Consider the following 14,455-nt stretch of genomic DNA (forward strand, 5'->3'; position numbering starts at 1 on the left):
ACTATTGTCTTTGGCTATCAATTAATTGGTGTTAGCTGTGCACTACTCACATGATTACAAACCCTCATGAATCTATCAGAATTACATTCGGATAAACAGCCGAGTGTACTTATTACAGGTGGTGCCGGATTTATCGGAAGTCACCTTGCGCCGGCGTTTTTAAAGATCGGATTTAAAGTCCGGATTTTGGATAACCTGTCCACAGGCACCCTGGAAAATCTTCCAGTTCATCCAGATCTGTCTTTTACCAATTGCAGCATTTTAGATGAAAATGCACTTAAGAGCCTCGCTGGCTTCGATCTTGTAGTTCACCTGGCCAGTGTGGTCGGGATGAAATTGGCAAAGCAAAACCCCGTACTTACCTATCAAACTGCGGTAAAAGGCACTAACAATATCCTGAAATATACAGGTAACACGCCTATTGTCCTTTGTTCGTCTTCGTCAGTATACGGACTTTCTGATACTGGCATAAAGATGCGGGAAGACGCGGCGATTACAGATGGAAACCTGCTTGATTATGACGGCGGCACACTTGGCTATGCCTGCGGGAAGCGGCATATGGAGCAGCTGGGTATAGCCGCCGCAGCTGCCGGTCGGAAGGTTCTTATTGTAAGACCTTTCAATGTGATCGGCTTACGACAGGTAGGCACGTATGGAATGGTTGTTCCAGCTTTCATTCAAGCTGCCATGGCGGATATCCCGCTCCGTATCTTTGGCGACGGTAATCAAACGCGGTGTTTTAGTGATGTAAATACATTTGTCCAATCCCTGATCAGGCTCTTGTCTATTGACCTGGCCTGGCAACCCGGCAGCAACATTGTTAATCTCGGATCTGACCAGACTGTCAGTATCAATGCGCTTGCCAACAAAATCATCCGGGCCATTGGCTCAGCATCAGCGATTGAGCACGTACCTTTCAAAAGTATATTCCCCGGGCAGGTTGATGTGCAAAACAGGCTGCCGGATACCTCGTATTCCAAATCGCTCCTCGGGGATATCAGCTGGCCAAATATTGACGACGTGATAAACACCTTTCTCGACATTAGAAGCATTTCCAATGGCTGATAACGCTAACGAAATTGTAATCCTCGGCGCAGGAATTACAGGTCTTGCAGCCGCCAGCAAACTGGGTGAAAACGTCACAGTTTTTGAAAAATCGGGAAGACCAGGCGGACTGGTTCAATCTCATTGTTTTGATGGCGGCTACTGGTTTGATCATGTACTACACATTTTTCATTGTAACAACCCGGAAATATTAAATAAAGTAAACAATCTGCTCGGGCCGGTACTTTTTGAATGCCCGCCGGTGGCCTGGATCGAAACTGCGGCCGGGGTGGCACGCTACCCTTTTCAACTGAATCTTGGCAGCTTGTCTACCGAAGCTAAAATCAGCTGCATCAAGGATTTCTCGGCAGCATTTTACCAGCAAAAGGATTTTTCCGGAATGTCTTACGGAGAATACCTTATCAATGCATTTGGCAAAACCATGTGCGAACTTTTCTATTATCCATATAATGAAAAATTATGGAAGCTGCCGCTGAATGAAATTTCAACAAACGGGCAATTATGGAATTTACACCGGCCTTCCTTTGACGAGATACTGCGCGGCTTGATCGAGCCGAATGTATCGCGGGAGACTTATAACACAAAAGCATTTTACCCGCGACCGGAAACGGGCTCAGCTATACGTGGAATGGAAGTACTATCCCAAGGTTTTGCGAAAAAGGTAAGAAAGCTGCATTTGAAATCAGAGATAGTCGGTCTTGACCCACAGAAGAGAGTGGTCACTTTTATGCAAGAAGGAGAAATTCATACGTACAGGTATGATCGTCATTGTTTATCCACCATTCCGCTCCCTGCTCTTATGCGTATGTGCGCGGGTGTTCCCGATAAGCTGATAAAAGAAGTGGAAAAGCTCAAATGGGTTAAAGTACTCTCTATTGCCTTGTCGATAAAGGGGCCACGGCCGGATAATCCTGGTTGCTGGCGCTATTTTACCGATCCCGGTACGCCATTTACCAGACTGGTGTTTATGACCGAATTTGATCCTGCTAATGCGCCGGAGGAAGGCTGGGGCTTGCTGGTAGAAATACCGCTCAAAGCCGATGATCAAACTGCCTTGGAAAAACCTCTTGAAGACAAAGCTGTTTTTGCGATCAGAAATGCAGGATTTATTACAGACGATCATCAGATCATTGGCGTGCATAAATGGCTGGCAGATCCTGCCTATGTGGTATTTACACCTGAAACAAGCCAGATTATCAATCATTGTCACGAATACCTGGAACAATTTGACATCACATCCACCGGCAGATATGGAAACTGGGAGTATTCTTCCATGTCAAAAAACATAGAGGATGGTTTCAGGATCAGTAAAGAGCTATGCAGATGAACCAGGCCCTGATTTTTGCCTTGTCGCTGGCCACCGGCGGAGTGTTCACCTGGCTTGTCCGTGCTTTTGCATTGAAAAATAACATTGTGAACAAGCCTAATCCCATTGTTCCCCAACACGTGCGGCCCGTAGCATATCTGGGTGGCCTGGGGATCTTCCTGGGTAGCGTGTCAGCAATGGGAATCTTGCATTATTTTGGAAAGGTTGCTTTTCCAGAGGTTGGTATCGGTTTTTGTGCCACGGGCTTTCTGGTACTCGGCATATTCGACGATTTGGAAGTGTACAGTGCGCGCAAAAAATTCATAATCCAGCTGATTCTCGCAATTGCAGGTACGGCCTTGGGTATAAAAGCCGAATTCGTCGGTATTCCAGCGGTAGACTTCCTTTTATCCGCATTCTGGACTCTGGTGTTAGTTAATGCCGCTAACCTGACAGATGTGTGCGACGGACTCGTTGGCGGACTTATGCTGATCACATTCCTTTTCATAGGAATGCGCAGCCAGGAACCAGCAAGCCTTGCAATACTTATTGCCGGCAGTATTATTGGCTTTCTCATCTTTAATTTACCAAGAGCGAGCATATTCCTGGGAGATGCCGGCTCGCACCTGCTGGGGTTCTTACTGGCTGCTTTCACATTATTGCACTTCAATCAGCCTGCTGCAGGTTCAAACATCATTGCATTTCTGCTCATTCCGGGGGTAATGTTGTTTGAGCTCACTTTTCTTACCGTCGTACGAATTCAAAAAGGGCTTGCATGGTGGAAAGGCAGCCCTGATCATTTTTCCCTTCGCCTGCAAGCAGCAGGATTTACAAGGTGGCAAACAGACGCGATTGCCTGGACAGCGCAGGCGCTTATCCTGTTAATTGCCTTTTTATTCCCTCAACAAGCTGCTCTCAATCAGCTGGGTCTTGGTCTCATTCTTGCTGCAGGTGTGCTTTTCAGTTGGAAATTTTTACTTCGTCATGAAGTGAAGAGATAATACTGCTACCTGTACTGCTCTTATCTGTTATATACCATTCAGATAAATGGGAAACTCAAAATAAGTGGACTTTTCGTGCAGTCTATTGACACCGAAATTCCCCAGTTTATTTAATGGAGAATGCAGGTGCGGGAGGAAAGAAGCTCAGAATCAGTTAATTTTTCAATTTCTGCCTGACTATAAGAGTTAGCACAACAATTGTAGTGTATTGTAAAAACAAAACTGCAATACAATGCAAATGCTTTCAGGCCTCGGAAAGACAAGATATTTACCACTCCTCATCCTTTTTACATTGGCGATCATGCAAGCCTGTCGGAAAAATCCGAAGGAAATGACCAATGAGGAACTGGCGAGTGAGATCACCAAAAAGAACTACGACAAGCTCCTTCAATTTTCAAAAGAAGTAGGGGTTGACCCCGCCAAATTTGAACCCAAAGATGGTACCGCGCCGGTTTACGCTTTATTGGAAGAGATCGGATTCGGACATAAACCTGCCTTACGTTTCGTACAGAAAAAAATTGCCGCAGATACTGCCGTGCTCCGCGCTGCTGCTGAGGATCTGGTGGAAGGTAAAGCGATTGAAAAGGTGATGGAGCGGCTGGAACCTGTGTTTCCCGTTTACAATAACCTCAAAGTAAATTATACCAGGCTGCTGAAAGAGCAAAAGTATGACAGTGCCGCATTCGTGGCTGAGTCGCTGAATGCATATCGCTGGATTCACAGGCAAACCAAGAATGCACCCCGTTTTGTAATGGTCAACATCAGAGGCGCATACCTGACTGCAATGGATTCCGCAGGTAAAAATGTGCTCACCATGCGCACTGTTGTCGGAAAATCAGATACACCTACTCCTACCATTGACACTTACGCGACCAGCATTGTGACACACCCTTACTGGAATGTACCCAAGAGCATTGCAATCAAGGAAATCCTGCCGAAAGCGATGAGCGACCGCGAATACCTGTCGAGAAACAGAATCGAAATTATTGATACCAAAGGTCAGGTAGTTGATCCCAGCGAAGTGGATTGGGAAGCGGCCAAGGAAAATAAATTTCCGTACAGGTTTCGCCAAGAAACAGGGGAAGATAATTCTCTCGGCCTACTGAAAGTGGAGATTAAAAATCCATTGGCGATTTACCTGCATGATACCAATGCAAGATACCTGTTCAAAAGTGAGCAAAGGTGGAGAAGCCACGGCTGTGTGCGGGTACAACGCCCTACCGACCTGGCCAACTATATGGCGGGTACCCAGCTGCTGAGCAGTGACTTCATGACCGAGCCTGATACTGTTTCAACACCTCCTAAATGGCACAAATTGAAAGTACGCGTCCCGGTGTTCCTGCTATATCTTCCGGCAGATTGTAATGAAAAAGGTGACTTGCTTTATTTCCCTGATATATACAAAAGAGGATCACCTAAGGCGCGATTGACTTTATCCAAAGTCAACCCGGCCAGTAAAGAAGACGCGTGAAGGTATTTCTGATCTCCGGAATAGATAAAAAGTCCGGAGCCGCCGTGCAGCAAATCGATCAGCTTTTTCGAATCTTCAACAGATACAGCCGGACAGCCTAAGCTACGTCCCAAGCGACCTGTGTTTTTTATAAAAGATTCACTTACATAGTCAGCACCATGCATGACGATCGCCCGTTCAACCGCGCGGTCGTTAATGCCTTTTTCAAGTCCTTCCAAACGGAGCGATAAACCGTGTTTTCCCTGGTAAGTACCCAGTGTTTTATAAAAACCCAAGCTGGACTGGTATGAGGAATTGTCGTTTGAGAATTTCTCCGCAAATTCCTGCCCGGAGTTACGACCGTGAGCTACGTAAGTATTATATAGCACTTTACGCTTGATCAGATCAATTACATAAAGGCGCTTATTTCGGGAAGATTGCGTAAAATCCGCAATTGCAAGTATCGGATTTTGCAGGTTTGCTTTTTGAAAACCATACCATGCACAATAGAACGCAGCTTGCGATAATCCCTTGGTTTTTAAATCAAGCGAATCATACAATGCAACCCATTCCGGTTTGGAAATGGAATCCGTATCAACTACTGAAATTTGTTTGGATTTGGATGAATCCGCAAACGGATTGATTTGGCGGATACCTAAGGAAACACTAAGCGCAACAAATACCGCTACAAAAACTGCCTGAGCCTTCGTCATTTCTTACTGTTTTGTTGAAAAAATAAAGATTTGAACTGATAGATAAACAGGTAGCAGGTTAACAGGCAGCCCGCCTGCATTGGTTCCAATCCAAAAAACAGAAAGGCGTAATTGATTCATTTTAAACTAATTACACCCTCAAAACAAATAGGTTATTTCTTCTCAATACCGGCCAGAATGCGTCCGATATCATTGGCACGGCTCATGAAATTAAGGCTTGTCCCCAGATCTTCATTATCAATGGCGGTCTTGAATTTTTTAAGCAGTTCAATGTAATCCGCCAATGCTTTGGAGACATTGGTTTTATTTTGATCAAAGATCGGAGCCCACATCTGCGGCGAACTTTTGGCGAGGCGCACCGTGGAAGAAAAACCCGTGCTCGCCATATCGAAAATTGCTTTTTCGTCGGCCTCTTTATCCAAAACAGTCAACCCCAATGCAAAGGAACTGATGTGGCTGAGGTGAGATACATACGCCAAATGCAGGTCGTGCTCCACGGGCTTCATGTAGTGGATCTTCATACCGGCGTCGCGCAGGAATGTTTCTACCAACCCGAGCGAATCGGGGTTACTTTTTTCCTTGTCGCAAATAATCACATTTTTGTGCGGCAAAAGCTCTTTGAATGCAGCCCCCGGACCTGAGTTTTCGGTACCGGCCATCGGGTGAACTGCTACAAACTGGCCGCGTTTCGGATGTGTATCCGCCAGTTTGCAAATAAGCTCCTTTGTTGATCCGAGGTCCATAATCGTACGCCCCTCGGGAAGCAGGTCGAGCATATACGGCAGAAGCTTCGATATTGCATCGACAGGCGTCGCGAGTACATTCAGCTCAGCAATTTGCAGAGATTCTTCCAGGCTGACGATTTCATCGACAATCCCCTTGGCCAATGCAATTTTCTGATTGACAGCAGAAGTATCAACACCTACAAACTTGACATTCGGATACTTTTCACGAAGAGAAAGTGCAAAAGAGCCGCCCAGCAGGCCGATCCCGATAATGCTTACTACCATTTTTGATATTGATAAATTTACGTCAACCCTTGATCCGCTCCACTGCTTCCCAAATGCGTTCTTTCGGTAAGCAAAGTGAAAGCCGGATATAACGCTGCCCCTTCGGACCAAAAATAAAGCCGGGAGCTATAAAAACGTGTTTTTCAACCAATATTTCGTTCACCAGCTTCTCTGCTGATTCGACAGTTTCCGGCAACTTTCCCCACAGGAACATTCCTTCCTGCTTCGCGTCCCAGGTGCAGCCAAGTGCATTCAGCAAAGCTTCCGAGGCTTCCAACCTGCCCTGGTATACTGCATTTCGCTCCTTGTGCCAGTCGTCTGAATTGTGCAGCGCAGCCACAGCCGCTTCCTGCATTGCCCAGAACATACCCGAATCCACATTGCTTTTAATGGTCAGCACTGCTGTAATATAAGGCTTTGCGGCAGCAAGCCAGCCCATTCGCCAGCCCGCCATATTATGCGACTTGCTCATGGAATTCAGCTCGATCGCCACATCCTTTGCACCTTCCACAGAAAGCAGGCTGATTGGCTGTTTCTTGTTCAGGATCAGGCTGTACGGATTATCGTGACAAAGTAATATCCGGTGCTTCCTGGCAAAAGCTACTGCATTTTCGAATAGTTCCATCGTCGCAGGAGCCCCTGTGGGCATATGCGGATAATTGAGCCACATCAGTTTGGTTTTGGATGTAACCAAGCTTTCCATTGCATTCCAGTCGGGCTGCCAGCCGTTTTCTTCCTGCAAGGGATATTCTTTCACTACTGCTCCTACCATTTGGCTCACAGCCCTGTATGCCGGGTAACCCAGCTCAGGCACCAGCACTTCATCGCCCGGATCCAAAAACGTGAGGCTGATATGTGTAATACCTTCTTTCGAACCGATCAGCGGTAGTATCTCCGTATTTACATCAAGCTTTACACCGTAATAATGATCATAAAAGCCGGCGATTGCGTTCCGGAATGCAGGGGTGCCTACATAAGGTTGATAACCATGTGCCTGCGGTTTCAAAATGGCTGCCGACAACGCTTCAAGCGTCGCCTCCGAGGGCATCATATCGGGATTACCAATTCCCAGATTGATGACGTCGTATCCTTCTGCAATCAGTTTGCGTACTTCGGCGAGCTTCACTGAAAAATAGTATTCAGAAGTCTGCCTGGTGCGCAGGGCGGTTTCTATGATCATTTATAAAATTGAATTACGCTTCGGGAAACTTGACCACCAGCGGTTAATGTTTCGTCCAGCCTGGTCGAAACGGCGCGCAATTTACGATATTTTCCCGATGAGCCGGATTTTGGCGCCATGTATAGGAAACAAAAATCCTTTAAATTGCAAGATGAACTTTCGGTATTTTACACTTCTGATTACCCTCCTTGCAGCGGGCTGCTCGCAGCCTTCTGAAAAAATAATTGTAGCCACAGCGGCCAATGTCCAGTACGTCATGAAAGAGATCAAGACGGAATTTGAAAAAGAGTCGGGAAAGGAAATACAGATTGTAGTAGGCTCGTCGGGTAACCTGACAACGCAAATCAGGGAAGGCGCGCCATTTGATGTATTTGTATCCGCGGATACCAAGTACCCCGAGGAGATTTTCAAGAATGGCGGTTCCGAGGAGAAGCCGAAGGTATACGCGCTCGGCTCCCTGGTATTATGGTCAAAAAATATCCCGCAAGCTGAACTGAATCTGGCGTTGCTCGCCTCGGCAAAGGTGAAAAAAATCGCTATTCCCAATCCCAAAACGGCACCTTACGGGGTAGCAGCAATGGAAGTGTTGCAATCTCAGAATCTGGCAGGCGAAACAGAGTCCAAGCTGGTATACGGTGAAAGCATTGCGCAAACCGCCCAGTATATCGTGTCCGGTTCTGCAGAAGCAGGCTTTAATGCATTGGCGATTGTACTCGCTCCGGAAATGAAAGGCAAAGGGCATTATATAGCAATTGACCCGAAGCTGCATAAACCCATTCAGCAAGCCGCTATCCTGCTCAAACACAGCGACAGCTCTCCAAAAAAAGAGTCAAGCCGGCAATTCTACGACTTTTTATACTCCAAGAAAGGGCAGGCGATACTGGTTAAGTATGGGTACAAACCAATGAGTGAATGAGTGAATGATCGAATGAAGAACAAAGCATCATAACCAACTCGGTATTTATTATTAATTCACTCACTAACTCACACATTCACTCATTCAGTCATTCACTCATTCAAAATTAAAAAAATGGACTACCAGCCAATCTGGCTCACATTTCGCCTCGCTACGATCACCTCACTGATCCTGCTTGCCCTTGCATTGCCGGTTGCATACTGGCTTGCATTCGGGAAGTTTAAAGGGCGTGGTGTTGTAGAAGCTGTGATCGGGCTGCCGCTGGTTTTACCGCCGTCTGTAATTGGTTTTTACCTGTTGCTTGCATTCAGCCCGTCTTACTGGTTTGGTGCGTGGATTGAGGAAATCTTAGGTATCCGTCTCGTTTTTTCATTTCCTGGTCTGGTGATCGCCTCCATTTTATATAGTCTGCCTTTCATGGTGTACCCGATCCGCGCCGGGTTGCAGTCACTCCCTCCCTCTTTGCGGGAAGCCTCTTATACTTTGGGTAAAAACGAATGGGAAACCTTCTTCAAGGTTTTGCTGCCGAATTGTAAACCTGCCATGCTCACTGCATTTGTACTCACTTTTGCTCATACTGTCGGGGAATTCGGCGTAGTTCTGATGATTGGCGGAAATATCCCGGGCGTTACAAAAGTTGCTTCGGTAGCTATTTACAATGAAGTGGAAGCACTTAATTATTCTGTTGCAAACCAATATGCAATGGCACTGTTCGCAATCAGTTTTGTGATTTTGCTGCTGGTTTATTCTATCAACAACCGCCTGCTTCGTGTCCGACAATCAGCTTAAAATCGCGATCAGGCATTCATTGCACACTGCACACGGAGAATTTCCGATGGAAGTCTCATTCGCGCTGGAAAAAGGGCGCATTATGGCGCTGACGGGACCTTCCGGTGCCGGAAAGACGACATTACTGAAACAAATTGCCGGGTTGCAAACGCCGTTGAAGGGACAAATCCACTTTGACGGAACTGTTTGGCTCGATAGTGAAAATCACCAAAACGTCGCGCCCCAACACCGGAACATTGGCTTTGTTTTCCAGGATTATGCATTGTTTCCCAATATGACCGTTGCGGAAAACCTGAGCTATGCATTAGCAAAAGGCTCAGACGCTACCATTGTGGGCGAGCTGCTCGAAGCGACGGGACTTGATCAGCTCAGCAAAAGAAAGCCGAACCAACTTTCGGGCGGACAGCAGCAGCGGGTTGCGCTGGCACGTGCGTTGGTGCGGAAACCCGGCCTTTTACTGCTCGACGAACCGTTTTCGGCAGTCGATCCTGAAATGCGCTATCAGTTACAGGAACTGATTCTGCAATTCCATAAACGCTATCATTTTACAGCAATCATCGTCACGCACGAAACGGCCGAAATTTTCCGGCTGGCTGATCAGGTAGGTGTAATGGAGAATGGAAAACTTACCCGTTTCGGCGCTCCCGCCGCCATTTACCTGCATAGCGACGCACCCGACGAAAGCTTTTTCGTCCACGGCGAAGTGCTAAGAACAGCGTTAGCAGGAGATCAGCTGCTGGTTGATGTTTCGATTGAAAATAAAATCCGCCTAATCAGACTGCCACTTGCAATGCAAAACGAGGTAACAATTGGCAGAAAGTTCGTTTTGCATTACCCGCTTACATTTCCGCAAATATCATGGATGAGCTGATTGTAAACCGGTCTGAGGTGTAAAGTAACTTTCAAGCACGTTTGTCTTTTTCCCCTGAAATCTATTTTAAACCTTTATATGAAGCTATTTTTCAAACTTGCACAAATCGCGTTTTTCGTACTACCACTTCTTGCAATGCGGCAGGATAAACCGTTAAAGGTTGTCTTTTTCGGAGATTCCATTACGCAGGCCGGCGTGGGGGCAACAGGTTACATTACCCAAATGGGCGAAATGTTGAAAGCAAAAAACCAGGGGGCTAAGTACGAGCTGGTTGGCGCAGGAATCGGCGGGAACAAAGTATATGATCTGTACCTGAGGTTGGAAGACGATGTCCTCTCCAAAAAGCCTGACATCGTATTTATTTACGTAGGTATCAATGATGTGTGGCACAAAGCTTCGTCGGGAACGGGAACTGATCCTGACAAATATGTAAAGTTCTATGAAGCCCTGATCAGGAAAATGAAAGCGCAAAACATCCGCGTGATTGTATGTACACCGACCGTAATCGGGGAAAGAAATGACAATTCAAATCAGCAGGACGGAGATTTGAATCAGTACTCCAAACTGATCCGTGAAATCGCGACAAGAAACGGTTTGCAGCTCTGCGACCTCCGCAAATATTTCACGGAATACCTGGCGCAAAACAATCCTGAAAACAAGGAAAAAGGAATTTTAACAACCGACCGGGTACATTTAACAGAAGCCGGGAATAAATTCCTGGCAGAGAAGATGATGGAGGCGTTGGTGCAGAAATAATAAAACAAAGGCAAATCCACCAAAAATACCGGTAGGCATTCAACATAGGTAATGCCGCTAGGCATGTAATATCGGTAACACGAAACCTGGCATACAACATCGGCAATGCCGTCAGGCATGTAATATCGGTAACACACAACTAAGCAAACAACATCGGAATGCCGTCAGGCATAACTATGTTTTATCCCTATGGGATTGGGTGATGCACCTGTTTGGCCAAACTTACCTATGTTACATGCCTAGCGGCATTTCCGGTGTTACATTCCTAGCGGGGTTACCGATGTGATATCCCTAGCGGGATTGGGCTACCACAATTTTTCAGGATACTCCCCACTTTCATGCAATGCATTCAATGAAGCTTGCACATTTGGCTTGTCCTCCGGGTAAGTAACGCCGAACCAGTCTGAGGAGCTGCGGAAAACGCGGCAGTTACCTAGTTTCCCTTCGATGATTTTCGTCATCACAGTCGGAATGTAGAACTCCGCTTTCGGGGTATTGATATTTTCACGGGCGTAAATCTCGAAAAACTCCTTTGTAAGCGGGAACATGGTTGGCTTGAAACCCCAGAAGTTCATAGAAACCGGCGTTTCAGGCGCGAGCTCCGTTTTTACCCCGTCCTCTTCAAAATAAATCACACCTTCTTCTTCGAAGATCTTAGTTCTTTCCACAACCGATTCGAGATTGTGATCCTCGCGTTCAATGCAAATGCCGCGCGAAACGGTCCCGTTTTCCGACAAGGTCCTTTTCAACTCATATCCGATCATTGCGTGTTGCGTATCGTCAGTATCATTTTGAAGGAACCTGGCCATCGTTTCGAAAGCATCCCGACCATAAAAATCGTCTGCATTAATTACCGCAAAAGGCGTATCAGTTTGATCCCATGCACATAATGTAGCGTGGCCCGTGCCCCAGGGTTTTGTACGCTCCACTTTTCCAAGATCCTCGGGAACGTAGGACTGTATTCCCTGAATTGCGAAGTCAAAATCGATCTTACCTGTCAGTTTCGGGGCAAAAATAGCTTCCGCGCTGTCCTTAATTTCCTGACGAACGATGAATACTACTTTGCCAAAACCACTTCTGATGGCGTCATATAGCGAGTAATCGATAATCGTTTCCCCATTTGGCCCAAACTGGTCAAGCTGTTTGATACCTCCGTAGCGGCTGCCTATTCCGGCAGCCAGAATCAAAAGAGTTGGTTTCATTCAGTTTTCTTTAAAAAATTGCATTGTGGTGTATGAAAGCTTGCAGCAAAATAAGGTCTTTCGGTACTATAAAAAAAACGCGCCCCTTTATTCAGGACGCGTTTCATCAAATAAAATATTTTAAAATTTATACCGCGAAACTCTCTCCGCATCCGCAGGTACGGGTTGCATTCGGGTTGATAAACTGGAACCCTTTGCCGTTCAGTCCGTCTGAAAAATCGAGTGTTGTTCCAGCGAGGTATAGCAAGCTCTTCTTATCTACAATGATCTTCACTCCCTTATCTTCAAAAACCATATCAGTAGGCTTGGACTCGGAGTTGAATTCCAGGTTATACGTCAAACCGGAACATCCGCCTCCTAAAACACCGACCCTGATCTGATAATCGTCAGCAAATCCGTCAGCATTACGGAGTTCAACAATTTTGTTTTTGGCGGTATCGCTTACAGTAACCATGATTCTTTGTTTTTATAACTACACTTTTTAACATTCCGGACCTTTGAGAAAGTTCATCAAAGTCAAGAAAATGCGCTTAGTCATTGAGAATAACCGCGCCTTCTTTATTAATGGAAGATACGTGTAAACCGGCTGCTATTCCTGCCTCAGCAAACCGTGCTATCATCGCATTACCTGCTTTTTGAGCGTTTTCAATTCCCCGGCTCAACGCAAACATGGAAGGTCCGGCCCCTGAAATACTGCATCCCAGTGCACCATTTTCAATGGCGGCCCGCTTTACTTCTTTAAATTCCGGGATCAGGATAGAGCGGACAGGTTCGATAATCACATCCACCATTGAGCGACTGATCAGGTCGTAATCTGCTTTCATTAACCCCGCGACAAGTCCGGCTACATTACCCATTTGTGCAATCGTATTTTTCAGGGAAACCTCATTGCGCAAGATAAAGCGCGCATCTTTGGTATTGATTTCAATGTCGGGATGTACGAGCGTGCAGTACAGATCGTCAGGTACTGGAATGGTAAAAACGTCAAGTGGGTTGTAGCTTCTGATCACTACAAAACCGCCCAGAAGTGAGGGACCTACGTTATCTGCATGCGCGGATCCAGAGGCAATGCGCTCCCCCTCCATCGCAAAAGGCAGCAGCTCCTCGCGGGTAAGTGGCTTGCCAAGCATTTCATTGATCGCTACCACACCAGCGACTGCGCTGGCAGCGCTGGATCCCATTCCACTGCCCAGAGGCATATTCTTATGCAAAACAACTTCGCAGCCGAAATCTGTAATGCCCAGGTATTTGAGCAAATGCAGCATAACCCCGGTTACCGAATTTTTGGCTGCATTACGTGGAAGCCGACCTTCATCTCCGGTAATATCGGCGATAACGATGCCCGGCTCATCACGGCGGCGCAGCTCCACGGTATCCCCCGGCTCTTTGATCGCAAAACCAAATATATCAAACCCGCAAGCCACATTAGCAACCGTAGCAGGGGCAAAAGCTTTTACATAATTCACTGTAAGTGGTTGTTTTCTTTTAAGTATTGAAGGGTTGTATTAACGAATTGCGCTGCATCCTGAACCGACTCTCTGGCGTCTTCTTCCAAAACTTCGTCATAATCATAGTCGCTGAATTGCCTCTTTTCAAATGCTCTTTGCAACGTTGTATTTAACTCAATGTCCAAAATTCCTGTTTTTATGAATAACTCGCGAAACTTGGTATGTGAGCCTACGTGCGTTTTGACTTGCACGTTCGAAACAAAAAGCAGGGCTTGAATACAATGGAAGATTGCGTAATATGCCCGGTTTACGCTAGCTTCATTTCTGGCTTCTTCAAGGAAGCTTTGACTCACTTCCAGGCAATCCTCGGCTTTTCTTAGTATTTTTTCTAATGTGACCTCACTCATAATACGATACCTTCTTCATGAATGGCAGCGCTCAAAAGTGCATTTCCAGGCAGCAGTTTATCCACCGTAAACGGAATTGCTGAAATCCATAAGTTGTACTTCAAACCAAGCGAGCTGGTAATAGGAGACATTTTACTTATTTCTGCGAAAGTTTTCAACTCCCTATCATTAAGAACAACTAGGTAGTCCACGTCGGATTCTTCGTGCTGCTCACCTCTCGCATAGGACCCGAAAAGGATTACCTGATGCAGCCTCGTGCCATAAAGCGCACGCACCTCGGCAACGAACTCTTCTGTTAAAGCTTTTACCGGCTCCGGCACCTTCCTGTTGCTCATAGTTCA

The 14,455-nt window shown here is 46.3% G+C and carries 16 protein-coding genes; 8 read left to right on the top strand and 8 right to left on the bottom strand.

Features of this window, described 5'->3' with window-relative positions; translation table 11 throughout:
• The first annotated feature begins 66 nt into the window (after positions 1 to 66).
• The 4 genes from AC1XTG_RS23820 (at position 67) to AC1XTG_RS23835 (ending at position 4,843) form a co-directional block, all read left to right on the top strand.
• On the top strand, positions 67 to 1,065 hold the full coding sequence (locus AC1XTG_RS23820; protein WP_056291446.1) for an NAD-dependent epimerase/dehydratase family protein: 999 nt from the start codon (positions 67 to 69) through the stop codon (positions 1,063 to 1,065).
• A complete protein-coding gene (locus AC1XTG_RS23825; RefSeq protein WP_056291448.1) occupies positions 1,058 to 2,392 on the top strand; it encodes a protoporphyrinogen/coproporphyrinogen oxidase in 1,335 nt (444 codons plus the stop codon). The genes AC1XTG_RS23820 and AC1XTG_RS23825 overlap by 8 nt, the downstream gene beginning before the upstream one ends.
• Positions 2,389 to 3,372, top strand: coding sequence for a glycosyltransferase family 4 protein (locus AC1XTG_RS23830; protein ID WP_162242772.1), 984 nt, complete (start codon positions 2,389 to 2,391; stop codon positions 3,370 to 3,372). Before AC1XTG_RS23825 ends, AC1XTG_RS23830 begins: the two co-directional genes overlap by 4 nt.
• A 232-nt stretch (positions 3,373 to 3,604) precedes the next feature.
• Positions 3,605 to 4,843 (top strand): L,D-transpeptidase family protein, encoded by a 1,239-nt coding sequence (locus AC1XTG_RS23835; protein ID WP_056291452.1) that lies wholly within the window; start codon positions 3,605 to 3,607, stop codon positions 4,841 to 4,843.
• Here AC1XTG_RS23835 and AC1XTG_RS23840 read toward each other — a convergent pair.
• From AC1XTG_RS23840 to AC1XTG_RS23850, 3 genes are all read right to left on the bottom strand, one after another.
• A complete protein-coding gene (locus AC1XTG_RS23840; RefSeq protein ID WP_484843705.1) occupies positions 4,756 to 5,535 on the bottom strand; it encodes a murein L,D-transpeptidase catalytic domain family protein in 780 nt (259 codons plus the stop codon). The two genes, AC1XTG_RS23835 and AC1XTG_RS23840, sit on opposite strands and share 88 nt — an antisense overlap.
• A 152-nt stretch (positions 5,536 to 5,687) precedes the next feature.
• The gene (locus AC1XTG_RS23845) at positions 5,688 to 6,545 is read right to left on the bottom strand and encodes a prephenate dehydrogenase (protein ID WP_056291455.1); all 858 of its coding nucleotides are present in this window, start codon (positions 6,543 to 6,545) and stop codon (positions 5,688 to 5,690) included.
• Positions 6,546 to 6,567: 22 nt separating this feature from the next.
• Positions 6,568 to 7,725, bottom strand: coding sequence for a pyridoxal phosphate-dependent aminotransferase (locus AC1XTG_RS23850; RefSeq protein WP_484843706.1), 1,158 nt, complete (start codon positions 7,723 to 7,725; stop codon positions 6,568 to 6,570).
• A 151-nt stretch (positions 7,726 to 7,876) separates the two neighbouring features.
• On the opposite strand from AC1XTG_RS23850, the gene modA reads away from it, so the two are divergent.
• The 4 genes from modA to AC1XTG_RS23870 all read left to right on the top strand — a co-directional run bounded on the left by modA (position 7,877) and on the right by AC1XTG_RS23870 (position 11,057).
• Positions 7,877 to 8,641, top strand: coding sequence for a molybdate ABC transporter substrate-binding protein (gene modA / locus AC1XTG_RS23855; protein ID WP_484843707.1), 765 nt, complete (start codon positions 7,877 to 7,879; stop codon positions 8,639 to 8,641).
• A gap of 114 nt (positions 8,642 to 8,755) precedes the next feature.
• Positions 8,756 to 9,430: a molybdate ABC transporter permease subunit gene (gene modB, locus AC1XTG_RS23860; RefSeq protein WP_484843708.1), complete on the top strand. Its 675-nt coding sequence runs from the start codon at positions 8,756 to 8,758 to the stop codon at positions 9,428 to 9,430.
• A complete protein-coding gene (locus AC1XTG_RS23865) occupies positions 9,411 to 10,301 on the top strand; it encodes a sulfate/molybdate ABC transporter ATP-binding protein (protein WP_484843709.1) in 891 nt (296 codons plus the stop codon). Before modB ends, AC1XTG_RS23865 begins: the two co-directional genes overlap by 20 nt.
• A gap of 78 nt (positions 10,302 to 10,379) precedes the next feature.
• A complete protein-coding gene (locus AC1XTG_RS23870; RefSeq protein WP_484843710.1) occupies positions 10,380 to 11,057 on the top strand; it encodes an SGNH/GDSL hydrolase family protein in 678 nt (225 codons plus the stop codon).
• Positions 11,058 to 11,362: 305 nt separating this feature from the next.
• Here the strand turns inward: AC1XTG_RS23870 and AC1XTG_RS23875 are convergent, their stop codons facing one another.
• The 5 genes from AC1XTG_RS23875 to AC1XTG_RS23895 form a co-directional block, all read right to left on the bottom strand.
• Positions 11,363 to 12,259, bottom strand: a complete 897-nt coding sequence (locus AC1XTG_RS23875) for a nucleotidyltransferase family protein (protein WP_484843711.1) — start codon at positions 12,257 to 12,259, stop codon at positions 11,363 to 11,365.
• A 127-nt stretch (positions 12,260 to 12,386) separates the two neighbouring features.
• Complete coding sequence (locus tag AC1XTG_RS23880) at positions 12,387 to 12,713, bottom strand: HesB/IscA family protein (RefSeq protein ID WP_031530665.1); 327 nt, start codon at positions 12,711 to 12,713, stop codon at positions 12,387 to 12,389.
• A 76-nt stretch (positions 12,714 to 12,789) separates the two neighbouring features.
• The gene (locus tag AC1XTG_RS23885) at positions 12,790 to 13,725 is read right to left on the bottom strand and encodes a homoserine kinase (protein ID WP_484843712.1); all 936 of its coding nucleotides are present in this window, start codon (positions 13,723 to 13,725) and stop codon (positions 12,790 to 12,792) included.
• Entirely contained in the window at positions 13,722 to 14,114 is a 393-nt protein-coding gene (locus AC1XTG_RS23890; protein ID WP_056291467.1) for a HEPN domain-containing protein, read from the bottom strand. Before AC1XTG_RS23890 ends, AC1XTG_RS23885 begins: the two co-directional genes overlap by 4 nt.
• Positions 14,111 to 14,449, bottom strand: a complete 339-nt coding sequence (locus AC1XTG_RS23895; protein ID WP_056291470.1) for a nucleotidyltransferase domain-containing protein — start codon at positions 14,447 to 14,449, stop codon at positions 14,111 to 14,113. Before AC1XTG_RS23895 ends, AC1XTG_RS23890 begins: the two co-directional genes overlap by 4 nt.
• Positions 14,450 to 14,455: the final 6 nt, after the last annotated feature.

The sequence above is a fragment of the Dyadobacter sp. HNCC25DJ183 genome, assembly GCF_056895175.1.

What these genes read in the sequence shown, in the direction of transcription:
- AC1XTG_RS23820 (WP_056291446.1), top strand. Translation starts at nt 67, where the DNA reads ATGAATCTATCAGAATTACATTCGGATAAACAGCCGAGTGTACTTATT.
- AC1XTG_RS23825 (WP_056291448.1), top strand. Translation starts at nt 1,058, where the DNA reads ATGGCTGATAACGCTAACGAAATTGTAATCCTCGGCGCAGGAATTACA.
- AC1XTG_RS23830 (WP_162242772.1), top strand. Translation starts at nt 2,389, where the DNA reads ATGAACCAGGCCCTGATTTTTGCCTTGTCGCTGGCCACCGGCGGAGTG.
- AC1XTG_RS23835 (WP_056291452.1), top strand. Translation starts at nt 3,605, where the DNA reads ATGCAAATGCTTTCAGGCCTCGGAAAGACAAGATATTTACCACTCCTC.
- AC1XTG_RS23840 (WP_484843705.1), bottom strand. Translation starts at nt 5,535, where the DNA reads ATGACGAAGGCTCAGGCAGTTTTTGTAGCGGTATTTGTTGCGCTTAGT.
- AC1XTG_RS23845 (WP_056291455.1), bottom strand. Translation starts at nt 6,545, where the DNA reads ATGGTAGTAAGCATTATCGGGATCGGCCTGCTGGGCGGCTCTTTTGCA.
- AC1XTG_RS23850 (WP_484843706.1), bottom strand. Translation starts at nt 7,725, where the DNA reads ATGATCATAGAAACCGCCCTGCGCACCAGGCAGACTTCTGAATACTAT.
- modA (WP_484843707.1), top strand. Translation starts at nt 7,877, where the DNA reads ATGAACTTTCGGTATTTTACACTTCTGATTACCCTCCTTGCAGCGGGC.
- modB (WP_484843708.1), top strand. Translation starts at nt 8,756, where the DNA reads ATGGACTACCAGCCAATCTGGCTCACATTTCGCCTCGCTACGATCACC.
- AC1XTG_RS23870 (WP_484843710.1), top strand. Translation starts at nt 10,380, where the DNA reads ATGAAGCTATTTTTCAAACTTGCACAAATCGCGTTTTTCGTACTACCA.
- AC1XTG_RS23875 (WP_484843711.1), bottom strand. Translation starts at nt 12,259, where the DNA reads ATGAAACCAACTCTTTTGATTCTGGCTGCCGGAATAGGCAGCCGCTAC.
- AC1XTG_RS23880 (WP_031530665.1), bottom strand. Translation starts at nt 12,713, where the DNA reads ATGGTTACTGTAAGCGATACCGCCAAAAACAAAATTGTTGAACTCCGT.
- AC1XTG_RS23890 (WP_056291467.1), bottom strand. Translation starts at nt 14,114, where the DNA reads ATGAGTGAGGTCACATTAGAAAAAATACTAAGAAAAGCCGAGGATTGC.
- AC1XTG_RS23895 (WP_056291470.1), bottom strand. Translation starts at nt 14,449, where the DNA reads ATGAGCAACAGGAAGGTGCCGGAGCCGGTAAAAGCTTTAACAGAAGAG.